Source organism: Caballeronia sp. S22, from assembly GCF_964261745.1.
Lineage (GTDB): Bacteria > Pseudomonadota > Gammaproteobacteria > Burkholderiales > Burkholderiaceae > Caballeronia > Caballeronia jiangsuensis.
Map to the genome: position 1 here is coordinate 732,803 of NZ_OZ180040.1, position 23,221 is coordinate 756,023.

The 23,221-nt window shown below is 60.7% G+C and carries 18 protein-coding genes; 16 read left to right on the top strand and 2 right to left on the bottom strand.

Going from position 1 to position 23,221, the window contains the following annotated elements:
• Positions 1-11: 11 nt before the first annotated feature.
• On the bottom strand, positions 12-695 hold the full coding sequence (locus ACEN42_RS41795; RefSeq protein ID WP_371884193.1) for a TetR/AcrR family transcriptional regulator: 684 nt from the start codon (positions 693-695) through the stop codon (positions 12-14).
• A gap of 302 nt (positions 696-997) precedes the next feature.
• On the opposite strand from ACEN42_RS41795, the gene ACEN42_RS41800 reads away from it, so the two are divergent.
• The 16 genes from ACEN42_RS41800 (at position 998) to ACEN42_RS41875 (ending at position 20,786) form a co-directional block, all read left to right on the top strand.
• Positions 998-2,506: an aldehyde dehydrogenase family protein gene (locus ACEN42_RS41800; protein WP_371884194.1), complete on the top strand. Its 1,509-nt coding sequence runs from the start codon at positions 998-1,000 to the stop codon at positions 2,504-2,506.
• Between the two features lie 93 nt (positions 2,507-2,599).
• Complete coding sequence (locus ACEN42_RS41805) at positions 2,600-4,273, top strand: GMC family oxidoreductase (RefSeq protein ID WP_371884195.1); 1,674 nt, start codon at positions 2,600-2,602, stop codon at positions 4,271-4,273.
• A 119-nt stretch (positions 4,274-4,392) separates the two neighbouring features.
• The gene (locus ACEN42_RS41810; RefSeq protein WP_371884196.1) at positions 4,393-5,472 is read left to right on the top strand and encodes a sugar ABC transporter substrate-binding protein; all 1,080 of its coding nucleotides are present in this window, start codon (positions 4,393-4,395) and stop codon (positions 5,470-5,472) included.
• Positions 5,469-6,488 carry an ABC transporter permease gene (locus ACEN42_RS41815; protein WP_371884197.1) on the top strand — a complete coding sequence of 340 codons (1,020 nt, stop codon included), beginning with the start codon at positions 5,469-5,471 and terminating at the stop codon, positions 6,486-6,488. The genes ACEN42_RS41810 and ACEN42_RS41815 overlap by 4 nt, the downstream gene beginning before the upstream one ends.
• Before the next feature lie 17 nt (positions 6,489-6,505).
• Complete coding sequence (locus tag ACEN42_RS41820; RefSeq protein ID WP_371884198.1) at positions 6,506-8,005, top strand: sugar ABC transporter ATP-binding protein; 1,500 nt, start codon at positions 6,506-6,508, stop codon at positions 8,003-8,005.
• A 7-nt stretch (positions 8,006-8,012) separates the two neighbouring features.
• Positions 8,013-8,972 carry an ABC transporter permease gene (locus ACEN42_RS41825; RefSeq protein WP_371884199.1) on the top strand — a complete coding sequence of 320 codons (960 nt, stop codon included), beginning with the start codon at positions 8,013-8,015 and terminating at the stop codon, positions 8,970-8,972.
• Positions 8,973-9,024: 52 nt separating this feature from the next.
• Positions 9,025-9,774 carry an electron transfer flavoprotein subunit beta/FixA family protein gene (locus tag ACEN42_RS41830; RefSeq protein WP_371884200.1) on the top strand — a complete coding sequence of 250 codons (750 nt, stop codon included), beginning with the start codon at positions 9,025-9,027 and terminating at the stop codon, positions 9,772-9,774.
• Between the two features lie 15 nt (positions 9,775-9,789).
• Positions 9,790-10,746: an electron transfer flavoprotein subunit alpha/FixB family protein gene (locus tag ACEN42_RS41835; RefSeq protein ID WP_371884201.1), complete on the top strand. Its 957-nt coding sequence runs from the start codon at positions 9,790-9,792 to the stop codon at positions 10,744-10,746.
• Positions 10,747-10,770: 24 nt separating this feature from the next.
• Entirely contained in the window at positions 10,771-11,778 is a 1,008-nt protein-coding gene (locus ACEN42_RS41840; protein WP_371884202.1) for a Gfo/Idh/MocA family protein, read from the top strand.
• Positions 11,775-12,683, top strand: a complete 909-nt coding sequence (locus tag ACEN42_RS41845; protein WP_371884203.1) for a shikimate dehydrogenase — start codon at positions 11,775-11,777, stop codon at positions 12,681-12,683. The genes ACEN42_RS41840 and ACEN42_RS41845 overlap by 4 nt, the downstream gene beginning before the upstream one ends.
• Before the next feature lie 278 nt (positions 12,684-12,961).
• The gene (locus tag ACEN42_RS41850; RefSeq protein WP_371884204.1) at positions 12,962-14,413 is read left to right on the top strand and encodes an MFS transporter; all 1,452 of its coding nucleotides are present in this window, start codon (positions 12,962-12,964) and stop codon (positions 14,411-14,413) included.
• A 751-nt stretch (positions 14,414-15,164) separates the two neighbouring features.
• A complete protein-coding gene (locus ACEN42_RS41855; RefSeq protein ID WP_371884205.1) occupies positions 15,165-16,181 on the top strand; it encodes an aldo/keto reductase in 1,017 nt (338 codons plus the stop codon).
• A 94-nt stretch (positions 16,182-16,275) separates the two neighbouring features.
• Complete coding sequence (locus ACEN42_RS41860) at positions 16,276-17,298, top strand: zinc-binding dehydrogenase (RefSeq protein ID WP_371884206.1); 1,023 nt, start codon at positions 16,276-16,278, stop codon at positions 17,296-17,298.
• Positions 17,299-17,336: 38 nt separating this feature from the next.
• Positions 17,337-18,824 (top strand): sugar ABC transporter ATP-binding protein, encoded by a 1,488-nt coding sequence (locus tag ACEN42_RS41865; RefSeq protein WP_371884207.1) that lies wholly within the window; start codon positions 17,337-17,339, stop codon positions 18,822-18,824.
• A gap of 3 nt (positions 18,825-18,827) precedes the next feature.
• Positions 18,828-19,820 carry an ABC transporter permease gene (locus tag ACEN42_RS41870; RefSeq protein WP_371884208.1) on the top strand — a complete coding sequence of 331 codons (993 nt, stop codon included), beginning with the start codon at positions 18,828-18,830 and terminating at the stop codon, positions 19,818-19,820.
• A 27-nt stretch (positions 19,821-19,847) separates the two neighbouring features.
• Positions 19,848-20,786 carry a substrate-binding domain-containing protein gene (locus ACEN42_RS41875; protein WP_371884209.1) on the top strand — a complete coding sequence of 313 codons (939 nt, stop codon included), beginning with the start codon at positions 19,848-19,850 and terminating at the stop codon, positions 20,784-20,786.
• A gap of 711 nt (positions 20,787-21,497) precedes the next feature.
• Here the strand turns inward: ACEN42_RS41875 and ACEN42_RS41880 are convergent.
• Positions 21,498-23,027 carry a PAS domain S-box protein gene (locus tag ACEN42_RS41880; RefSeq protein ID WP_371884210.1) on the bottom strand — a complete coding sequence of 510 codons (1,530 nt, stop codon included), beginning with the start codon at positions 23,025-23,027 and terminating at the stop codon, positions 21,498-21,500.
• Between the last annotated feature and the right edge of the window lie 194 nt (positions 23,028-23,221).

The following is a 23,221-nucleotide window of genomic DNA, read 5'->3' on the forward strand; positions in this document are numbered from 1 at the left end:
CGCCACAGATATCAGGGGCGCACGAGCCGCAGGATGGTCTCGATGTTGAAGTCAAGACGGCTTTTCAGGGCGGCTTTGTCCATGAAGTCGATGTCGAAGATCACGCCGCTCGTGAAGCGGTTCGTTAGATAGTAGTAGCCGATGGCGGCCATGGTGATGTGCAACTGACGTACATCGACGCCGCTTCGAAAAACGCCCGCTTCGACGCCGCGATCAAGTATGCCCTGCAACATCGAGATGAAACCCTTGTGGAGTTCGTGAAACCGCTGAGACTTCTTGACGTGCCGAGCCTTATGAAGGTTCTCGCTGTTCACGAGCGTCATGAACTCGGGGTTTCGCAGGTAGTAATTCCAGGTATGCGTGGTGAGCGCAACGATCGCGTCCTCGGGCGACAGGTGATCAAGGTTCAGCTTCAATTCGGCTGAGCGGATATCGGCGTAGGCGTCCTCAAGCACAGCGACGAAGAGTTCCTCCTTGCTGCCGAAATAGTGATAGATCATCCGCTTATTGGCTTTGGAGCGCGTCGCGATCGCTTCCACACGGGCGCCGGCGAGACCGAGCTTCGCGAATTCCTTTTTCGCGGCCTCAAGAATGCGAGCGCGCGTGACCTCCGGATCTCGCTGCCTCGGCTGCCGCGTGACAGCCGCTTCGGCGGACTTTGATGCGCGACTTTGGGGGATTGTTTCAGGGGACATAGGGTCGTCGAAAGGAGAGGGATCGGGACGTCAATCTCGTCGACGCCTTGGCGGTAACTATAAACCAAAAAATAGTTGCCAGGAAGTAACCGGGTGGTGCAGAATGAAGCCTTGTTTCAGAGCTGAGACGCTATTGCAATCACTCGACGTATCGCGCGCCAGGTGACTGACTTTAAATGGAAAAATTTTACCTTAGTAAGTAACTGTATGGTGGATAGCAAGGATCGGTGCAATTTGGTCGCGCTGGCTCGATACCTGGGTTTTAAGCGTCAACCGTGAAGAATTCTTATTTGGAGACAGGAATGACGGATTTGAGCGAACTGGCAGCCGCGCTGCGCCTACCCACCCAGCCGGTGCGCACGCCGATGTTCGTCGACGGCAAGGACTATGCTGGCGCGAATAGCGAGTGGGTGACACGCAAGAGTCCCGGCCATGGTGTCCCGGTAACTGCCACGATGCGGGCGTCGAGAAGCGACCTCGACTTCGCGGTCGCATCAGCGCGGCGCGCATTCGATGACGGCCGCTGGTCGCGGCTCACAGGCGAGCAACGCGCAACGGTGCTGCTCAAGGCAGCACAACTGATCCGCGACAACGTCGAAACACTCGCCTATCTTGAGACGCTCGAAAGTGGCAAGCCCATTGGCCAGTCGCGCGGCGAAGTCACCGCGGCAGCAGGCATCTGGGAATACGCGGCGGGCCTCGCCCGCGTCGTGCACGGCGACTCGCACGACACGCTCGGCCACGATATGTTCGGGCTAGTCGTGCGGCAGCCGGTTGGCGTGGTGGGCATCGTCACGCCGTGGAATTTCCCGTTCTTCATCCTGTCGGAGCGCCTGCCGTTTGCCCTCGCGGCGGGATGCACGGTGGTCGTCAAGCCCGCGGAACTTACGTCCAGCACGACGCTCAAGCTCGCCGCACTGCTGACCGAAGCGGGCCTGCCCGATGGCGTCGTCAACGTGGTGACGGGGCTCGGCTCGGTGGTCGGCCAGGCGCTCGCGGAACACATGGACGTCGACATGATCTCATTCACGGGCTCAACGCCGGTCGGCCGCTCGGTGCTGGCTGCCGCCGGCGGCAACATGAAGAAGGTCGGGCTGGAGCTGGGTGGAAAAAATCCGCAGATCGTCTTTGCCGACGCCGATCTGGACGATGCAGCCGATGCCATCGCCTTCGGCATCGCGTTCAACGCGGGCCAGTGCTGCGTATCGGGCAGCCGGCTCGTCGTGCACCGCTCCGTCGAGCAGGAACTTGTCGAGCGTGTACAGGCGGTGCTCGCGAAGGTGCGAGTCGGCGATCCGCTTGACGCGTCGAATCACGTCGGCGCGATCGTCGAGGCGCGTCAGTTCGAGAAGATTCGCGGCTTCATCGACGCCGGCACGCACGAGGGCGCCCAGCTCGTCTGCGGCGGCACGACAAGCAGCGAAGGCGAGCGCTACTTTATCCAGCCGACGGTGTTTCGCAACGTGCAACCCTGCAGCACGCTTGCGCAGGAAGAAATTTTTGGGCCGGTCCTCTCGGTGACCGCGTTCGACACCTTCGATCAGGCCATCCAATTCGCGAACGGCGTGCCTTACGGGCTCGCGGCAAGCATCTGGACACGCGATTTGCAAGGCGCGTTCAAGAGCCTGCGCGACGTGCAGGCCGGGCGCATCTGGGTCAATTGTACGATCACCGGCGGCCCTGAGCTGCCAATCGGCGGTGTCAAGCAATCGGGGATTGGCCGTGAGACAGGGCGCTATGGCGTCGAGGAATACACGGAACTCAAGTCGGTGCATGTCCAACTCGGTAACCGGCCGCGCTGGATCGCCTAAGGCGCATTCATTTCAACGAAAGCGGCCACAAAGAGTCGCACGGAAAGCTTGTCCGCGCAAAGCGGGCGGCGGAACAAAGAACCGGAGACAGCAATGTATGACTATGTGATCGTGGGCGGTGGCGCGGCGGGATGTGCGCTGGCAGCGCGTCTGAGCGAAGACGCCAGCAGCCGAGTGCTGTTGCTTGAAGCCGGTCCTGCCGATACTGACCCCTACATCCATATGCCGGTCGGTTTCTTCAAGATGACGGGCGGCCCGTTGACGTGGGGCTATCGCACGGCAGCGGCGGCGGAAACGCAACGCCGGCAGATTCCTTTCGCTCAGGGCCGTGTGCTCGGCGGCGGCGGCTCGATCAATGCGATGGTCTATACCCGCGGCCAGCCGGAAGACTACGACTGCTGGGAGCGCGATGGTTGCACCGGCTGGGGCTTTCGCGACGGCGTGCTGCCTTATCTGCGTCGTATGGAAGACAACGAGCGCCTGTGCAACGAATATCACGGCGTAGGCGGACCGCTCGGCGTATCGGATCTCATCAGCGTCAACGAAGTGACTAAAGCCTTCGTGCTGGCTGGCCAGGAAGCGGGCTTGCCCTACAACAGCGATTTCAACGGCGCACAGCAGGAGGGCGTCGGGGTTTATCAGGTCACGCAGCGTGGCGGACGGCGTTGCAGCGCGGCGGTCGGCTATCTTCGCGAGGCGCGCACCCGCAGCAACCTGACCGTCAAGACGAACTGTCTGGTGTCGCGTATCGTGATCGAAAATGGACGTGCGGTGGGCGTCGAATTCGCCGACCAGAACGCGCGCTCGAACGTCGAGGTTGCACGGGCCGAGCGCGAGGTGATCGTGACGGCGGGCGCGATCGGGTCGCCCAAGCTGCTGATGCTCTCCGGCATCGGTCGTGCAGTCGATCTCGAGCGCGTGGGCGTCAAGCCCTTGCACGTGCTGCATGGCGTTGGAGAGAACTTGCAGGATCATTTCGACATCGATATCGTGTACGAACTCAACGGCCCCTATAGCCTCGACAAGTACGCGAAGAAGCACCTGATGCTGCTCGCCGGCCTCGAATACAAAATCTTCAACAAGGGCCCGGTCACGTCGAACATTGCCGAGGGCGGGGCGTTTTGGTACTCGGACAGCAGCGTGCCGACCCCCGACCTGCAGTTTCACTTCCTGCCCGGCGCCGGTGTGGAGGCCGGTGTGCCACCGGTTCCTTCTGGCTCGGGGTGCACACTCAACTCCTATTTCCTGCGCCCGAAGAGCCGCGGCAGCGTCACGCTCAACAGCGCCGACCCCGCCGATGCGCCCATCATCGATCCTGCCTACATTCGCGACCCGTATGACTTGAAGGTAGCGGTGGAAGGCATTCGCCAAAGCCGCGAAATCATGAGCCAGCACGCGCTCTCCAAGTACATCAAAAGCGAGCATTTCCCAGGAGCTGCCGTGCGCACGCAAGCGCAGTACGAGGAGTATGCGCAGCAATACGGGCGCACCGGTTATCACCCGGTCGGCACTTGCAAGATGGGTGTCGACGAGATGTCGGTGGTCGATCCGCAATTGCGGGTGCACGGGATCGAAGGGCTGCGCGTCGCGGATTCCTCGGTGATGCCGCGTATCGTCAGTTCGAACACCAATGCGCCAACGCTGATGATCGCCGAGAAAGCAGCCGACTTGATTCGCGGGCGCGTGGCGAATCAGGCGCCGGTTGCCGGTCAACTGGCTGGCTATTCGGGGCGCGCGGTGCGCGACGCCACCACGACGGCGGCGTAATTACCGACGCGAGGCGCACCCCAGGGATCGCGCCGGCAATGGAAGCCTCGTCGATACAGTAACTATCTGCATATTTATTTATCAACAAGGGCGTAAGCCCGCTGATTGCAGGAGACACCATGTCCAGACAAGAAAACTGCCCGGTCTTTTCACGCCGTGATTTCATCAGGCTTGGCGCGGGCGCGGCATTTGCCGTGGCCGGCGGCAGCCTTTCGCGCCTTTCGCTCGGCGCGGATCAGACCACGCTCGCCTGCTCCTTCCGCTCGCTCACCAACCCGTATCACGCGGCCTTCAACAAAGGTGCGCAAGCCTTCGCGACGAGCGTGGGCCTGCCGTACGTGCCGCTGACGACTGAAGGCAGCTCGGAGAAGGGCATCGCCGATATTCGTGCGCTGCTGCAAAGGACCAACGGCAACCTCGTGCTCAACGTCGATCCGAACGATTCCGCCGACGCGCGCGTGATCGTCGAAGCGTGCTCAAAGGCGGGCGCGTTCGTCACGACGATCTGGAACAAGCCGAAAGACCTGCATCCGTGGGACTACAACCCGAACTATGTCGCGCATCTTTCCTATGACGGCGTGGCCTACGGGGAGGAAGCCGCGACGCAACTGTTCAAGGCGATGGGTGGCAAGGGCGGCGTGGTCGCGCTCGGCGGGATTTTCAGCAACGTGCCCGCGATCGAGCGCAAAGCCGGTCTCGACGCAGCGCTGAAGAAGTTTCCCGATATCCAGTTGCTCGACTTCCAGGTCGCCGACTGGAATTCGCAGAAAGCGTTCCCAATCATGCAGGCCTGGATGACGCGTTTCAACGCGAAGATCAAGGGCGTATGGGCCGCGAACGACGACATGGCGCTCGGCGCGATCGAGGCGCTGCGCGCGGAGGGCCTTGCGGGCCAGATGCCGGTAACCGGCATGGACGGCACGCCGCCCGGACTCAGCGCGATCAAGGCGGGTGAGTTGATCGCGTCGGTCGACTGGGACCCGTACTGGCTGGGTGGCATCGGCCTGTCGATGGGGTTGCAGGCGAAGCAGAAAAAGATCGATGTGGCGACGCTGCCCAAGGACCGCCGCGAGTCGTATTGCAAGGCGACGTTCGTGACCAAAGCGAACATCCAGGACGTCATGAAGCGCGCGAGCGCGCCCAGTGTCGATTGGAACAACCTCTATGCCCGTGTCGCGGGTCCCGTGGTGTATCGATGAACAAGCTGACCGCAGCGCCCACCCGGCAGGCCACGCCCTCAAAAACAACCGGGACTCCAATCGTATCGAAGCGAGCACTCGTGCGGCGTTTTGCACCATTGCTCGTATTGGTGGCGCTCGGTCTTTGCATCGGCGCGCTGAACCACGACTTCTTCGATCCAATGAACCTGTCGCGGATTGCGGTGGGTGCCGCGATTCCGCTCACCATCGCACTCGGTGCCGCGTTTGTCATTCAGCTCGGCAGTATCGATTTGTCGGCCGAAGGGATTGTCGCGGTCGCGGCGATTGCAGTGTCGACGCTGGTCGAGAACTCGTATAACGACAACCATTTTGGCCTCTGGGTGCTGGCCGCGGCCCTGGCCGCTGGCGCGGTGTTGGGCCTCGTCAACGGCGTGCTGCACGTGTTCCTGCGCATTCCTTCATTCATCACGACGCTGGCGATCGGCTTTGTCGCAACGGGGATCGGAACTGCGTGGCTGTCGGGTAACACGATCCGTGTGAGCGACCCGTCCTTGCGTGCGATCTCGATCACGCGTTATCTGGGGGTGCCACTGTCCGTCTGGATCGCGGTGGCGATGCTCGGGCTCGCCTGGTTCGTCTACAAGCACACGCTGCTCGGCCGTCACACACTGGCGATCGGTGGTGGTGAGGATCTGGCGCGGCTGAGCGGCGTGCGGGTGTCGCGCGTGCGCATCGCAGTGTTCGCGCTCGCGGGTGTGTTCTATGGCGTCGCCGGCATCCTCGCCGTGGCGCAATACGGACAGGGACACGCGCGCATCGCTGATGGTCAGCTCTTTGTTGCGATTACCGCGATCGTGGTCGGCGGGACGTCGCTCTCAGGCGGCAATGGCACCCCCATGAACACGTTGATCGGCACGCTGATCGTGATCGTGCTCGGCAACGGCATGATTCTTCTCGGCGTACCTCCCTATGTACAACAGGGCATCCAGGGCGTGTTGATCATCGCCGCCGTGACGCTCGCGCTGAACCGCTCGCGCCGGCGCATCGTCAAGTGAGCGTGAGGAGAATAGACATGCTTTCACTCAAGAACGTCACCAAGCGCTTCCCGGGCGTGCTTGCGCTGGACAATGTATCGATCGAAGTCCGCCCGAATGAAATCGTCGGCTTGATCGGTGAGAACGGCGCGGGCAAGTCCACGCTGATGAAGCTGTTGACCGGCGCATATCGCCAGGACACCGGCGAGATCGAACTCGGCGGCAAGCCGCTCGTGATCCGCAATCCGCGCGACGCGACCTCCAAGGGCATCGCGATGGTCTATCAGGAGCAGTCGATTCTGCCTAACCTGACGGTTGCGGAGAACCTGTTTCTCGGGCGCGAGGAAGAGTTCGTCACATTTGGGCGGGTGAACTGGACGAAGCTCAAGCGCGCGGCGAAGAATGAGCTTGCTACGGTGCATCTGGACGTTGATCCGCTGACGCTGTGTGAGGACATGTCGTTCGGCCAGCGCCAGATGGTGGAACTCGCACGCGCCTTATCACTCGCAAGCCGCACCGGCGGTACTCCCATCATTCTGCTCGACGAGCCCACTTCGGTGCTCGAGGCCGGGGAGATCGAGATTCTGTTCGGGCTCGTGCGCGAACTGAAGTCGCGTGCGTCGTTCGTGTTCGTCTCGCATCGTCTCGATGAATTGCTGTCGTTGAGCGATCGCGTGTATGTGATGAAGGACGGGAAGGTTGTATCCGAAATGGCTTCGGGTACGGCGTCGGTCGCGAAGCTTCATGAGCTCATGGTCGGCCGGTCGCTGCACAGCGAGTATTACCGCGAGAATCTGCAAAAGCCCTGCCGAGCGGAAGTGGCCCTTTCGATGCGTAACGCTTCGCTGGGTCATGTGCTCAACGACGTGTCCTTTGAGGTTCGCTGCGGCGAAGTGTTTGGCGTGGCGGGCGTGGTCGGGTCCGGGCGTGAGGAGCTGTGCCGGGTCATCGCCGGGCTGGAAAAGCTCGATGCGGGCGAGGTGATGGTGGGTAACACGCGTCTCAAGCCGCAAGCGAATCACGCTGTTTCTCTCGGCATCGGGTACGTTCCGCGTGAGCGGAAGGTCGAAGGGCTCATCACGCAGATGAGCGTTGCGCAAAACCTGACGCTGCCTCGCCTCGGCGCGGTCAGCCGTGCCGGCGTAGTGCGCAAGGCAAGCGAACGGGCGATTGCTAACGAGTGGATTGGTCGTCTGCACATCAAGACGCCGGGGCCTGACGCATCGTGCCGCAACCTCTCGGGGGGGAATCAGCAGAAGGTCGTGCTCGCAAAGTGGCGTTTCGCCGGCAGCCGGATTCTCGTGCTCGATCATCCGACGCGCGGTCTCGATGTCGGTGCGAAGGAGGAGGTTTATCAACTGATCCGTGAACTGACGGCAGAAGGTGTTGCTGTCGTGCTGACCGGCGACACGCTCGAAGAGATTCTGGGGCTCAGTCACCGCGTGATGGTGATGCGCGACGGACGCGCGGAAAAGATCCTGCCGTGCGAGGTCGGCCGCAAGCCCTCGCAGGTCGAAATCGTCGAACACATGGTCTGAGGTCAACATGCCACAACTGAACGCATCACTCACGGCGAAGCTGCGCGACAACGCGCCGTTCCTCGCTCTTATCGTGCTGTACGTGCTGATCGAGATTGCCCAGCCGAGCTTCCTCGCTCCGCCGACGCAACTCGGCCTGCTCGCCGACAGTTCGACGCTCTTCATCATGGCGGCCGGCACAACCTTCGTCGTATTGCTCGGCAGCATCGATCTTTCGCTGCAGGCAGTGGCGTCGTTATCGAGCGTGATCGTCGCGATGCTGCTGCCGCGTTATGGCGCGATGGCCGCGGTTGTCGCGCTCGCTGCGTCGTTCGGCATTGGTCTGCTCTCCGGCGTGATTCAGACCCTGTTGCGGATTCCTTCCTTCATCGCGACGCTTGCGGTGGGCGGGATTGCGTCGGCGGCCGCTCTTACGCTTTCGGGTACACGCTCCATCGGTATCAGCGACGAGATGCGCAACGCATCGCTTGGCTGGACCACCGGCTCGTCGTTCGGCGTGCCGCACGAAATCCTGCTCGGCGTCGCGGTGTTTGCATTCTGCGTGTTCCTGCATCGCTCGACGGTCTTCGGTCGTCGTACGGACGCGATCGGTGCCGGCGAACCAGCGGCGATTGCGTCGGGCGTGCGCGTGTCGGTGACCAAGTGTCTCGTGTTCGGCACGTCGTCGCTTTTCGCCGGGCTGGCGGGTGTCGTGATGGCGGGGCGCCTGGGAAGCGGCTCTCCCACGCTGGCGGACCAGTTTCTGCTTCCGGCCATCGCTGCGGTGATCGTTGGCGGCACGGCGTTGACGGGTGGCGCGGGCGGCATCGGCCGGACACTGGTCGGTGCGCTTCTCGTGTCGGTGGCACGTGTGGGCATGACGTTCGTCGGCATCAGCGTGTTCGCGCAACAGATCGTGTTCGGCGTGATTTTGATCGTCGCGGTGACCGTGGCTTTCGATCGGTCGAAGGTGTTGGTCATCAAGTGAGATCCGATACCGCCTGATTTCCGCCGGCTTTTGTTGAAGGAGAGGTTTGTTCATGAAAATTCTAGTGGCAGTGAAAAGAGTGGTCGACTACAACGTGAAGGTTCGCGTGAAGTCAGATGGCAGCGGCGTCGATATCGCGAACGTGAAGATGTCGATGAATCCGTTTGACGAGATCGCTGTTGAAGAAGCCGTCCGGTTGCGCGATGCGGGCGTGGCGACTGAGGTCGTTGCGGTGTCCTGCGGCGTGACGCAGTGTCAGGAGACGTTGCGCATGGCGCTTGCGATTGGCGCCGATCGCGCGATTCTCGTCGAATCGGCTGAGGAACTGCAGCCGCTGGCGGTCGCGAAGATCCTGAAGGCGCTGGCCGACAAGGAGCAGCCTCAGTTGGTCATTCTAGGCAAGCAAGCCATCGATGACGATTCCAACCAGACCGGTCAGATGCTCGCCGCCTTGGCTGGCCTGCCGCAGGCGACGTTTGCATCGAAAATTGTAGTCGCCGATGGCAAAGCCACCGTATCGCGCGAAGTCGATGGTGGCGCGGAAACGCTCTCACTGAAGCTGCCCGCCGTGATCACCACCGATCTGCGCCTGAACGAGCCGCGCTACGTCACGCTGCCAAACATCATGAAGGCGAAGAAGAAGCCTTTGGAAACGGTGAAGCCCGCTGACCTTGGTGTCGACGTGACGCCGCGTCTGAAGACGCTGAAAGTTACCGAGCCGGCGAAGCGCTCTGCTGGCGTGATGGTGCCGAACGTGAAGACGCTGGTCGACAAGCTGAAGAACGAAGCCAAGGTTCTGTGAGGGAGACGCACGAAAATGACGATTCTGGTAATTGCAGAACACGACAACGCATCGATCAAGGCCGCGACGCTGAACACGCTAGCCGCTGCTGCGATGATCGCGACATTCAGCGGGCAGGACGTGCACGTGCTGGTGGCCGGCCATAACGCGCAGGGCGCAGCCGAAGCTGCCGCGAAGATCGCAGGTGTTTCGAAGGTACTCCTCGCTGATGCTCCCCAACTCGCCGATGGACTGGCTGAGAACGTCGAAGGGACGGTGCTGACGATTGTGAATGACCCGGCAAAGGATTATTCGCATATTCTTGCGCCCGCTACGGCTTACGGTAAGAACATCGCGCCGCGTATTGCTGCGCATCTGGACGTCGCGCAAATCAGCGACATCACCGCCGTAGATTCCGCCGATACCTTCGAGCGCCCGATCTACGCCGGTAACGCGATCGCCATCGTGCAATCGAGCGATCCGATCAAGGTGATCACCGTCCGCGCGACGGGTTTCGATCCCGTAGCGGCAGGGAGCGGCAGCGCATCGCTGGAAAAGATCGAAGCGGCTGCTGATGCGGGCATTTCGCAATTCGTTAGCCGCGAGTTGACCAAGCTGGATCGTCCGGAATTGACCTCGGCGAAAGTTATTGTGTCAGGCGGCCGAGGTCTCGGCAGCGGCGAGAACTACACGAAGGTGCTCGAACCGCTGGCAGACAAGCTTGGCGCAGCGCTGGGCGCCTCGCGCGCAGCAGTCGATGCCGGTTTCGTCCCGAACGATTACCAGGTCGGACAAACCGGAAAGATCGTTGCGCCGCAGTTGTACGTGGCAGTCGGCATCTCCGGTGCGATCCAGCATCTGGCCGGGATGAAAGACTCGAAGGTCATCGTCGCGATCAACAAGGATCCTGAAGCGCCGATTTTTAGCGTCGCGGATTACGGACTGGCTCAGGACCTGTTCCAAGCCGTTCCGGAATTGATCGCATTAATTTGACCCATCCTCACCAAGGACGCGCCGATGCGAAAGATTCGAATTGCGATAATTGGTGCGGGGCTCGCTTCAACGCCTCATGCGCTTGCGCTAAAGGAACTGAATGACGAAGTGGAAGTGGTGAGCGTGGTCGGCCGTTCACCAGAACGGCTGAAGCACTTTGCCAGCACGTACGGCTTCCCAGTTAGCGAGTCATTCGACGCCGTATTGGCCGATCCACGGGTCGATGCCATTCTGGTTCTGACACCGCCGCACACGCATCTGGAATTCGTCGAGCAAGCCGCTGCCGCATGCAAGCACGTGCTGCTTGAAAAACCGCTCGACATATCGATGGCTCGCGCCGAACTTGCCGTCCAAGCCTGCCGGGATGCCGGCGTACAACTTGGCGTGGTCTTCCAGAACCGCTTCCGTCCCGCTGTCCAGCGACTTGCAGCGCTAGCCGAGAGTGGCGCGCTCGGGCGGCTCGCCTATGCGGGTGTCGATTTGCGCTGGTGGCGGCCGCAGTCCTACTACGACGAGCCCGGCCGCGGCACGTATGCACGCGACGGCGGCGGAGTGCTGATGACGCAGGCCATTCACTCGCTCGACATCCTGATGTGGCTGGCAGGTGAGGCGTCATCCGTCGTGTCGGCAAGCGCGACAACCTGTCTCCATTCAATGGAGGCGGAAGATTTCGCGAGCGCCGCGCTCACATTTGAGAGTGGCGCCGCCGGTCAAATACTCGCGACGACGGCGGCATTCCCCGGCTTTCCTGAGCGCGTTGAACTGATTGGCGACAACGGGACGGCCGTGCTCGATGGCGGGCATCTGCGAGTGTTCTTCCATGACGGCCGTTTCGATGAGTTTGATGACCCATCGTCGTCCGGCTTCGGTGCGAAACCGATGGACTTCTCTCACACGGCCCATCGTGATCTGTTGAGGGACTTCTTCGGCGCCAGTCACGAGGATCGTGCTTCGTTGGTAACCGGGGACGACGCGCTGCGCGTGCAGCGACTGATCGAGCGCATCACCAACCCCAAAGGACAACGCCAATGACACATATCGACGGAGAAACACGAATCGTCGCGATTCTGGGCGATCCCATCGCACAGGCAAAGTCTCCGCAAATTTTCAACGCGCTTTTCAATCGATACGGAATAAATGCCGTACTCGTGCCATTTCATGTACCGTCTGCGAATCTCGGGATTGTCCTTGAAGGACTGCGCGGCGTAGCCAATCTCGCCGGCGTGGTCGTGACGGCGCCGCACAAGCTGCAGGCGACCGCTTATGCCACGCAATTATCGGAAGCGGCGCGGCAAACGGGCGCGGTCAACTGTTTGCGCCGCGAGGCCGATGGATCGTGGACAGGCGCCATGTTCGATGGCACAGGTTTCGTCAAGGGTTTGCAAGCCCGCCAACACGTCGTGTGCGGAAAATCCGCACTCATTGTCGGTACAGGCGGAGCGGGCGTGGCGGTGGCGCATGCGTTGATCGATGCGGGCATCGCGTCGCTCGATCTCTTCGACAACAATATGGCGTCGTTGCAGCGGCTCGTGGGGGCGTTACGGGCACGTGAGAGCCGAACGGTCATCCGCGAAAGCCAAGCGTGCGCCCAGGCGACGCATGATCTTGTCGTCAATGCGACGCCTTGCGGAATGCGCCCCGACGACCCCTTCCCGATTGATCTTTCTAACGCGGCCCGCCACGCCGTCGTCGCAGATCTGATCATGAAACCAGCAGAAACGCGCCTTTTGGCAGACGCGAAAGTGCGAAATCTGACCTCCCATCCTGGGCATCACTTACTCGAAAACGCGGTCGAGGCGATGGCGGCGTTTATGAGCCTCCTGCCGTCGTCACCTGAGTACAGAACTTCGCCAGGCAGGGCAGGGAGCGAGTCTGCGGGAGGTAGCGAAATACCGGGAAAACCCTCTTTTGATCGCCCGTGTCACGAGGCACAGTAAACGCCATTATGTAACTATCCGGTACGTTACAAATGTGACATGCGGGAATGTAGCTCTGCGCGAAGCAGAGAAAACCTCGCGCCGTCAACGGACCAGAAATGATCAAGCCCCGTTGCTTTTCAAGGTAGTGGGCGTTCAAGGACGGCGAACCATCGCCGCCTGAGCTCGAGCGCCATCACACCCGTCATACGCACTGACGTCATCCCGCGATTACGCTACCTATCCCCAGCAGCACCTGGCGATGGTTAGCGAAGCGGCTTATCACCTCGGAGACACACATGGCCAACGCAAAGAATAACGAGCCGAAAGGCAGGCACCAGTCGAAGAAAGCCGCTGCCAGCGGCTGGATTGGCTCGATGCTGGAGTACTACGACTTTTTCATCTACGCCACGGCGGCATCACTTATTTTTCCGCAGATCTTTTTTTCGAAGAGCGATCCCAAGATTGCCATTATCGCGTCGCTGGCAACCTACGGTGTCGGCTATGTGGCGCGTCCGATCGGAGCGCTCGTACTCGGTCACTTGGGCGACACCCACGGCCGCAAGTACGTGCTGATTCTTTGCATGTTCATGATGGGCTTTTCGACCATGGCCGTCGGCCTGCTGCCTACCTATGAGCAAGTGGGCCTTTGGGCACCGATCGGATTGGTCGCCATGCGCTTGATTCAGGGCTTTGCGGTGGCCGGAGAAATCGCGGGTGCTAGCTCAATGGTTCTTGAGCACGCCCCGTTCGGCCGGCGCGGCTTTTTCGCGAGCTTCACGCTGCAAGGTGTGCAAGCTGGCCAGGTTTTGGCTGCTGCGGTGTTCTTGCCGCTCGCGCACTTCATACCGACCGACGCGTTCACTGCCTGGGGCTGGCGCATACCCTTCATCTTGAGTTTTTTTATCATCGTCGCGGGTTATTTCATTCGACGCGATGTCGATGAGACTCCGGCCTTTGTCGAAGAGGATGAGCACGGCGAGATTGCCAAGTCGCCGATCATCCATGCCTTCACCGACGGTTGGGCCAACATTTTGCGCGTTGCATGCATGTCATTGACGACCGTCATTCCCGTGGTGGCGACGATCTTCGGCGCTGCGTATGCAGTGCAGCCAGCCTATGGGATCGGCTTCCATGCGGACGTCTACCTGTGGATCCCGGTGCTCGGCAACATCCTGGCGGTAATCCTGATTCCCTATGTCGGCAATCTGTCGGACAGAATTGGCCGCAGACTTCCGGCGGTCGTCGGTGCACTCGGCTCCGGTCTGCTGTCGTTCGGCTATCTCTATTCCATCAGCATCCATAGCACGCCCTTGGCGATCATCATGGCGCTGCTGATGTGGGGCGTCGCCTACCAGGGCTTCAATGCTATCTTCCCCAGTTTTTATCCCGAGTTGTTCCGCACTCGAAATCGGGTCACGGGCGTGGCGATCGGGCATAACGTCGGAATAACCATCGCGGCGCTGCTGCCTGCGTTGTTTGTCGCCGTGGCACCCCCGGGAGGGTCAGCCAACGTTCCGATCACAATCGGTGCCATCACGTTCGTGGCGACGATCATCGCGGCGGTCGCTGCGCTTACTGCACGAGAAACCTACCGCATCCACCTGAACGATCTGGGCAAGCCAGGTGCCGTGCCCGTCGACCAGCGGGAATACCGCCGAATCCGGACGCAGACTTTAGCCGACGCGAAACTGGGCAAGGCAAAGCGGTCGATCGCGCCAATCGGAAACACAAAATCAGCAAAAGATTGAAACAAGATCCCAGCGGCTTGCCGCCAGCCGCCTGGTGAGTTAGCGGAGCAGATATGAGAGGTTGCCTGACCGCTGGGCTCCGCGTCGTCACCGCGCATAACTAAATCGACGTTCGTTGTCCTCTGCCAAGACAATTGTGTGGGCCATAGCCGAACATGGGCTCGGTGGCAAGGACCTCCGTGCCGGCATAGCCACAACCCGGCGGCTTGAATATCTTGGACAGGCTCAAGTGCGGCGAACGACTGCTCGCGTACTCACGTCACATGCGTAAAGGACCACTGCTCGGGCGCATGGCGATTCCCATCTCGACCGACGGCATGACACGAGAGACAACGCCGAAGGTCAACGGACAAACCTAACCCGCTACCAGGTAGCGCGGACCTGTTACGACGACCGGCTCTGACCGTGGATGCGTGAGGATCCTGGGCTTGCCAGTAGGAGCTCATCAGGGCGCCCAATGGTGTTCGCAACGCCGGCGCCCTCCGCGTGCCGAGACGACGCCTATGCGGAAGTCCCCCCATCTGGCACGGTATGCAGCACGCACGCTCATTGGGTCAACCCAACGACGTGTGGGGCTCCGGGAAAACCCCGTTTGATTGATCCTGCAACAGCGCTTAGGATGAGGCCTAAGTAACTATCCGGTGGGTTATGAACGCCGGACAGATTCGCGAACGATCAACTCGCAGTCGCACTACTTACACGGCACCAGGGCAAGGGCGAAAGCGCCACCTCGCGTCGACAGGAGACAACGATGAATCCAGCAGAAAAACGTAAATGGCCGCGTTCGGAACTCGAAACGACGCTGATGGGCTTCGGTGCCGCGCCGATTGGCAACATCTTCCGGCCGATTTCGGAAGAAGATTCAATGGCCTTGATCAAGGCCGCGTGGGATGCCGGCGTGCGGTACTTCGACACCGCGCCGATGTACGGCCACGGTTTGAGCGAAGCGCGTTGCGGGCAGGGTTTGCGCTGGTATCCGCGCGACCAGTACGTGCTTTCGACGAAGGTCGGTCGGCTTCTCAAGCCGCGCAAACGCATAGAGATCGACTTCGCGCCTTGGGTCGACGGTCTGCCGTTCGAGATGAGCTTCGACTATAGCTACGACGGCGCAATGCGCTCGATCGAAGACAGCCTGCAGCGGTTGGCGCTCGAGCACATCGACATCGCGCTGATCCACGACATCGACGCCTATACGCATGGAAAACGGCAGCCTGAAATGTTCGACGCGGCGATGTCGGGCGCGGCAAAGGCGCTATTGAAGCTGCGTGACGAAGGCGTCGTCAGAGCGGTTGGCGTAGGCGTCAACGAATGGCAGGTCGCGCACGAAGCGATCAAGCGAAACGACTTCGATTGCTTGCTGCTCGCGGGCCGCTACACGCTGCTCGAGCAGGACGCGCTCGATGGTTTCCTGCCGCTATGCGAAGAACGTCAAGTATCCGTGATCCTCGGGGGCGGATACAACAGCGGCATCCTCGCGACAGGCGCGATTGCCGGCGCGAAATACAACTATTCGCCCGCGCCGGAAGCCATTCTCGAACGGGTTCGCAAGATCGAGCAGGTGTGTCACGAATACGCGGTGCCATTGAAAGCAGCGTCGTTGCAGTTCGTGCTCGGCCATCCGGCGATCCCCACCAATATTCCCGGCGTCCGTACCGTTGCCCAGCTCGAAGACAACTTGCAGACCTTCCGAGCAGACATCCCTTCCGCGTTCTGGGACGAGCTGAAGCGTCGCGAACTGATCCGGCAGGACGCGCCCACACCGCAATAACTCACCCGTTATCGTGCGCGCCTGTTTCCGCCGCTGCACGTTGCCGCGGCGCCGGGGTCAGCTCGTGCCAACGTTTTATCGTCAGGGAGAAGTCATGAAAGCTGCTGTTCTCGTTGCTCCGATGCAGTTCGAGTTGCGCGACGTGCCGGTTCCGGAATGCGGAGCGTCCGACGTGCGAATCAAGGTCGAGCGTTGCGGCATCTGCGGGACCGACTTGCACATCTATCACGGCAACTACTCCAGCGACCGCCTGCCGCTGATTCCCGGGCACGAGTTCTCCGGGACGATTGCTGAAGTCGGTTCGGCGGTGAAAGGCCTGAGGGTAGGTCAGGCCGTGACTGCCGACATCAATCTCGGATGCCGCAGTTGCTTCTATTGCCGCAAGAACGAAATCCTCAATTGCACGCAGATGGTCCAGCTCGGCATCCACGTGAACGGCGGCATGGCTGAGTACGTGCGCGTGCCAGCGTATGCGGTCGTTCCGCTACCCGCTGCGATGCCCGTGGAGGAGGGCGCGATGGTCGAGCCCCTCTCGTGCATCGTGCGCGCGTTCCGCAAAGGACATCTGCGACTTGGCGAAAGCGTGCTGGTGATCGGAGCCGGTCCCATCGGCCAGATGCACATGCAATTGGCGGTGCGCGCGGGCGCGGCGCCTGTGATCGTCGTCGAGCCGAATGCGCAGCGCGCGGCACTTGCGAAAGAGCTGGGCGCGGATTTCGTCGTCACCGATCCTGCGCAACTCGACGCCACCGTGCGCGAGGCGACCGATGGACGGGGTGTGGATGTCGCGATCGAGAGCGTTGGTTCGATTGAACTCTACGAGCAGGCCTTCACACTGATCCGTCCCGGAGGCCGCGTAATTGCGTTCGGTCTCGCCAAACCGGGCCACACGTTCAGGATTTCCGCGCTCGATTTCGTGCTGCGCGAGCAGGGTGTGCAAGGGACTGTCGCCGGCATGGGCGACGACATGCACGAAGCGGCCACCTTGCTCGGCTATCGACGCGTGGATGTCGCGCCGTTCCTCACCACCATCTATCGGCTCGATGACGTTCAGGCTGCGTTCAAGCGACTGGCTGAAGACAAGAATGTCTTGAAGATTCAGTTGCAGATCGCCTGATCCGACTCATCGTCACCAATGCGCAACAGAGGCCGTCCATGAACGCTCTGGAAGTGAAGGGAATCAGCAAAACGTACCCCGGCGTACGGGCGCTGGATCGTGTGGAATTTTCATGTGCCAAGGGATCTGTGCATGCCCTCGTCGGCGAGAACGGCGCGGGAAAATCGACGTTAATCAAGATCCTGAGCGGTGCGATCGCTCCCAACGAAGGCCAACTCATACTTGATGGCGCGGCCTACGCACCCGCGTCGCCGAGCGAGGCGGTGGACGCGGGCGTATCGACGATCTATCAGGAATTCAACCTGATTCCCGCGTTGAGCGTCGCCGAAAACATCTTCCTTGGCCGTGAACGAATCACGCACGGATTCCTCGATGGCGCATCCATGCGCAGCGAAGCCAAGGCACTGCTCGCGCGCATCGGCGCACCGATCGACGTGCGCAGGCGTGTCAGCACGCTGTCGGTGGCTGAACAGCAACTCGTCGAGATCGCGAAGGCGCTCGCGGTTTCGGCTCGCGTGCTGATCATGGACGAACCGTCTGCGACGCTCTCCGATCACGAGATGACGCTGCTCTACAACGTCGTGCGGGCGTTGTCGCGCGATGGCGTCACGATCCTCTATGTGTCACATCGGATGGATGAAATCTTCGACCTCTGCGACACCTGCACGATCCTGAAGGACGGACGATCGGTCTGCACGCGCAAGGTGGCAGACCTCGACCGTGCGTCGCTGATCCGTCTCATGGTGGGCCGCGAAGTCGACACGCGCTTTCCCGATCGGCGTGATGACGGTAACGCGATCGGCAACGACATCGTGCTCGATGTAAAGGCGTTACGGCTCGCGGAACGAGTTAAGGACGTCACCTTCAGCGTTCGAGCAGGCGAAATCGTGGGACTGGCGGGACTCGTCGGCGCGGGGCGCACGGAAGTGGCGCGCGCGATCTTCGGACTCGACGACATCGAATCGGGCGAGATATCGCTCGGAGGTCGCATCCATCGTCCTAAAACGGCTGCGCAGGCGATCGACGCAGGCGTCGCACTGGTGCCGGAAGACCGTAAGACGCAAGGACTCGTACTCGGCCTTAGCATCCGCGAGAACGCAATGCTTCCCACGCTCGACAGCGTTTGCCGGTTTGGATTCATCAATCGCCGCCGCGAACAGGCGCGGGTGGCGTCCGTGTGCAAGCAACTGGCCGTTTCGGCGTCCAGCGCGGAGGTACTCGTCGGCACACTGTCCGGAGGCAATCAGCAGAAGGTCGTGTTCGGAAAGTGGATCGCTCACGATTACACGCTTCTGATTCTGGACGAGCCGACGCGCGGCGTTGATGTCGGCGCGAAGGTCGAGTTCTACAGGTTGATCGACGAGATCGCACGTTCTGGCAAGGCGGTGCTGCTGATCTCGTCGGAATTGCCAGAGTTGCTCGGCATGGCCGATCGCATCGTCGCGCTGCGCGACGGCGCGGTCACCGGAGAAGCGTCCGCACACGGCGCGACGGAAGAGTCGGTCCTTCATATGATAGCGAGGTAAATCATGGCATTAGTAGAACCCATTTCTAGCGCGACTTCGAGCGGGCGATTTTCTAGCGGTGCTTATCGGCGTATCGAACTTATCCAGCGTTTCGGCATTCTCGGCATCTTCATACTTTTGTGCGTGACGGCGGCGGTGTCCTCGCCTTACTTCCTCACGGCGGAGAACCTGTTAAACGTTGTGCGTCAGGTGTCGGTCGTCGGACTTACATCGCTCGGCATGACGTTCGTGATTCTCACGGCGGGCATCGATCTTTCGGTGGGATCGATTCTCGCGCTCACCACGCTCGCGATTGCCGGGCTCAAGCCTTATGGGCCGTTCGCGTCGCTGGCTGGCGGCCTTGCGATCGCCATCGTGTGCGGGTGGGCCAACGGCTTCGTCACGACGAAGGGCCGCATCCAGCCGTTCATCGTCACGCTCGGGATGATGACGGCACTCGTTGGCGTCGGCCTCGCGTATTCGGATGGACAACCAGTCATCGGCGTGCCGGTGTCGCTTTCGTGGATCGGGCGCGGCAAGCTCGCTGGCGTGCCGGTGCAGGCGTTGCTGTTCATCGTCATGGCCATCGCGTCGGCAGTGATATTGCGGATGACGCGCTATGGGCGACATGTGTACGCGGTAGGCGGCAATGCAGAGGCGGCACGTTTGTCAGGCGTGCCGGTGGACAAGGTTCGTGTTATCGCCTATTGCCTCTCCGGATTGTTCGCAGGTCTCGGTGGCCTCGTCATGTCGACGCAACTCAATATCGGCGAGGCGAATCTCGGCAAGGGGCTTGAACTCGATGCGATTGCCGCTGTGGTCGTGGGCGGCACGAGCCTATCGGGCGGCTCGGGCGGCATTGGCGGCACGATCGTCGGTGTCTTGCTAATCGGCGTTTTGAACAACCTGCTCAATCTACTCAACATCCCCGCCTATACACAGTTGATCGTGAAGGGCGCAATCATCGTTGGCGCGGTGTTGATCCACGCGCAACTTAATCGTTCAAAAGGCCGCTAGAGCGGTTCCATAGTCAAGGAGACAACCATGTTCAATGCAAAAATGATGCAGCTCGCAGCCACCGCGGTGCTCGTATTTGGTAGTGCCGCGAGCGCGCTTGCTGCCGACACGATCGGACTTTCGCAGGAAAGCCTCGATCATCCGTGGCTTGCGACGCAGCGCAAGCAGATCAACGAAGCTGCAGCGGCCGCCGGTATCAAGGTTCTTGCCACCGACGGGCAGGGCAACGTCGCGGGCCAGATCGCCGGTATCGAGGACATGGAATCCAAAGGCATCAAGCTGTTGCTCGTGCAAGCCGGGAAAGCCGAAGGGCTGCGTCAGGAGTTGGCGTCATTGAAGGAGCGAGGAGTACCGTACATGTTTGTCGGCAAACCCATCGAGAATGCCGGCGCCATCACGATGGTCTCAGGCGACAACCGGGCGCTCGGCGCGGACGCGGGTCAATACATTGTCGAATCGCTCACGAAGAAGTATGGCAAGCCCAAAGGCAACATTGTCTTGCTTGAAGGGATTCCGGGTGACGAGACCTCGGTGAATCGTATTGGCGGTGTGACGTCGGTGACCGGAAAATTGGCGGACATCAAGGTGATCGCAAGACAACCCGCTGATTACCGCCGCCCGAAAGCCTACGCGACGATGCAGAACATCTTGCAGGCGCATCCGGCCGGCACAATCGATCTCGTGTTCGCAGCGAACGGCGAGATGGCGCTCGGTGCGATCCAGGCGATCAAAGAAAGCGGCCGATCGGGCGAGATCAAGGTGCTCGGGCTCGACGGGCAGAAGGAGGAATTTGAAGCGATCCGCTCGGGCGATGAGGCTGCGACGTGGCTGTATCCGCCCGCCGGTACTGAAAGTATGGCTGTCGCGGTCAAGATCTTAAAGGGCGAAAAGGTGCCACCCAAGGTCGTATTACCCACCGTGCGGGTCACGAAGGAAAACATTGATTCGGTGAAGCCGGCGTTTTAAAGAGACAAACGGAATTGCGTCATTGCGTCGTACTTGGACGGCGCAATTCCTTTCATAGAAGACTTTCGCTGTTCGACAGCTAGACTTGACATAAAGCGAATTAGCGCATATTCATTAGGAATACATATGTTTGATAAAGCCTTCTGAACGCTTGTCTCTCGCGGCGCGCAGACCCGAGGACCGAAGCGATGCGGCGAGCCTATCGCGGTAGTGTCGGCGTGGATTTGCCCCAGTGACACGACGCTAGCGATGGAGCGTTTTGCTGCCCACCGTACGTAGAGACAAGCGAATTTCGTCCTCGATTAGTCTCGCTAAGGCCGGGACTTTGGCGATCGCTGCGGAGCCGCGCTTCAGTGCCGAGCGCTTCTTTGACACTGGGTACATCCCCTCAGCGAAAAGCGTGCTCCAGGTTTCTGCCGCTCGTACGACAGTCCAGCAGTCAAGCGAAAGGCGGCCTCGAAGGCACAACAGTCATCTGGGTTTTTGTTGAACGCTCGTTTTGCGGTGATACTGCCCGTTCGATTGTGCGCGAAATTCGCAGACTGCGCGCGTGCCGATGAACTCGTAAAAAAGCCGAGAATAGCCCCCGGCCGAAAGGGTTCTGACCATTCCGAGGGCCGAGTCAGAACCCGAGAGATCTCAGACATTGATCGGACGCGGCAAATGCACGCTGAACGGTCAACTTCCGAGGACAGGTAACGGAAAAGCTTATCAGGCTCTCAGTGCCCTCACCAGATCGGCAAGCCTGTATGGCTTGTGGACGAACGTGAATTCACCGAGCGCAGCGTGCTCGCCGCGCAATACGGCAAGTGGATAGCCGGACGTCAATACCACCTTCACTGCCGGATATTCCGATCGGACCAGCCGCGCGAGCTCGATTCCGCTGATACCATGCGGCATGGAAATATCGGTGAAGACGACGCCTATGTCCGTGCGCTCCTTAAGGATGGTTGCCGCTTCTGAGGCGCTGCTCGCTGCCAGAACCTTGTACCCGATGCTACGGAACAGCTCGCTTGCCAGACCGAGTACGTCGGGCTCATCCTCCACTAGCAGAACGGTCTCTGCTTGCAAAGCAGCCGTCACCGTGCGGCCTGTTTTCTGCGCTTCTGCAGTGGGCAGATAAAGATGGACCGTCGTACCCTTCCCCTCCACGCTTGATATGACGACGTCCCCACCCGACTGGGCGATAAATCCGTAAACCTGGCTGAGCCCCAAACCCGTGCCTTTACCTGGCGGCTTGGTGGTGAAGAACGGCTCGAACGCCTGCGCCCGGACGTGGTCCGGCATACCCGCGCCGGTATCCGCGACTGATATCCGGATATATGAACCGGCCGGCAGCGTCGCCGTGACTTCCCTATCCGACTCGACAGTATCGGTGGTGATCGTTACCGTCCCGCCTTCGGGCATCGCGCCGATGGCGTTGACGACAAGGTTGAGCAGGGTCGTTTCGAACCGTGCCGCATCGACCAGTGCGGGTAGCCGTGCCGCGATTAGTTTCAACTCGCAAACCGTGCTGCGATCGCCGGCCCGGCAAAGCATGGGTTCGAAGTCACGGATCAGCTCATTCACGTCGTGCACTTCCGCCTGTAATGGCTGCTGACGCGCGAACGATAGCAGTTGTTGCGTCAGCGTCGCACCGCGTTCGATCGCGCGGCGCATGCCTTCGACCATCCTCATGTCGAGCGGCGTACGCGACTGCATGGCGAGAACCTCCAAGCCGTTGGACAGCACCGCGAGCAGATTGTTGAAGTCATGAGCGACGCCGCCCGTAAGCCGTCCAATGGCCTCCATCTTTTGTGCCTGGAACAGCGCTAAGTTGGCCTTTTCAAGCGCGGCGGCCGCCTCCTTGCGTTCGGTGATATCGCGCGTCACTTTGGCAAAGCCGACAAGCGAACCGCCCTCGTCGCGAATGGCATCTACCACGACGTGCGCCCAGAAACGGCTCCCATCCTTGCGCACCCGCCAGCCTTCGCGCTCGACGCGTCCTTCCGTCGCCGCCGTTGCAAGGATGAGCGCCGGGGCACCCGCCGCCCTGTCCTCGTCGGTGTAGAAACACGAGAAGTGCTGGCCGACAATCTCCGAATGACGATAGCCCTTGATCCGTTCAGCACCGACGTTCCAGCTGGTCACGATGCCCGACGGCGAAAGCATGAAGATGGCATAGTCCGTGACTCCCTGAATGAGAATCCGGAATTGCTCCTCCGTCTGACGTGTGGCCTGCGCTTTCTCAGTGTCGCTCATGGTTCTTCGGTACCGGTTGACTGCCAAGAACCGATTCTACCGTTGTCAGCGCTCGCAGCGACCGCATGCGTATATGAGAACCGATCGTCCGTTCGAACGCCACCCATTATCGGGCCGAGCAAATGCCCCGGGCGCGCATCTTAGGACGAACGACCAGACGGCATCGCCTTCTCCGATGATCGCCGATTCGCCGT

Coding starts and splice junctions, on each gene's coding strand:
- ACEN42_RS41795 (WP_371884193.1), bottom strand. CDS start 695: ATGTCCCCTGAAACAATCCCCCAAAGTCGCGCATCAAAGTCCGCCGAA.
- ACEN42_RS41800 (WP_371884194.1), top strand. CDS start 998: ATGACGGATTTGAGCGAACTGGCAGCCGCGCTGCGCCTACCCACCCAG.
- ACEN42_RS41805 (WP_371884195.1), top strand. CDS start 2,600: ATGTATGACTATGTGATCGTGGGCGGTGGCGCGGCGGGATGTGCGCTG.
- ACEN42_RS41810 (WP_371884196.1), top strand. CDS start 4,393: ATGTCCAGACAAGAAAACTGCCCGGTCTTTTCACGCCGTGATTTCATC.
- ACEN42_RS41815 (WP_371884197.1), top strand. CDS start 5,469: ATGAACAAGCTGACCGCAGCGCCCACCCGGCAGGCCACGCCCTCAAAA.
- ACEN42_RS41820 (WP_371884198.1), top strand. CDS start 6,506: ATGCTTTCACTCAAGAACGTCACCAAGCGCTTCCCGGGCGTGCTTGCG.
- ACEN42_RS41825 (WP_371884199.1), top strand. CDS start 8,013: ATGCCACAACTGAACGCATCACTCACGGCGAAGCTGCGCGACAACGCG.
- ACEN42_RS41830 (WP_371884200.1), top strand. CDS start 9,025: ATGAAAATTCTAGTGGCAGTGAAAAGAGTGGTCGACTACAACGTGAAG.
- ACEN42_RS41835 (WP_371884201.1), top strand. CDS start 9,790: ATGACGATTCTGGTAATTGCAGAACACGACAACGCATCGATCAAGGCC.
- ACEN42_RS41840 (WP_371884202.1), top strand. CDS start 10,771: ATGCGAAAGATTCGAATTGCGATAATTGGTGCGGGGCTCGCTTCAACG.
- ACEN42_RS41845 (WP_371884203.1), top strand. CDS start 11,775: ATGACACATATCGACGGAGAAACACGAATCGTCGCGATTCTGGGCGAT.
- ACEN42_RS41850 (WP_371884204.1), top strand. CDS start 12,962: ATGGCCAACGCAAAGAATAACGAGCCGAAAGGCAGGCACCAGTCGAAG.
- ACEN42_RS41855 (WP_371884205.1), top strand. CDS start 15,165: ATGAATCCAGCAGAAAAACGTAAATGGCCGCGTTCGGAACTCGAAACG.
- ACEN42_RS41860 (WP_371884206.1), top strand. CDS start 16,276: ATGAAAGCTGCTGTTCTCGTTGCTCCGATGCAGTTCGAGTTGCGCGAC.
- ACEN42_RS41865 (WP_371884207.1), top strand. CDS start 17,337: ATGAACGCTCTGGAAGTGAAGGGAATCAGCAAAACGTACCCCGGCGTA.
- ACEN42_RS41870 (WP_371884208.1), top strand. CDS start 18,828: ATGGCATTAGTAGAACCCATTTCTAGCGCGACTTCGAGCGGGCGATTT.
- ACEN42_RS41875 (WP_371884209.1), top strand. CDS start 19,848: ATGTTCAATGCAAAAATGATGCAGCTCGCAGCCACCGCGGTGCTCGTA.
- ACEN42_RS41880 (WP_371884210.1), bottom strand. CDS start 23,027: ATGAGCGACACTGAGAAAGCGCAGGCCACACGTCAGACGGAGGAGCAA.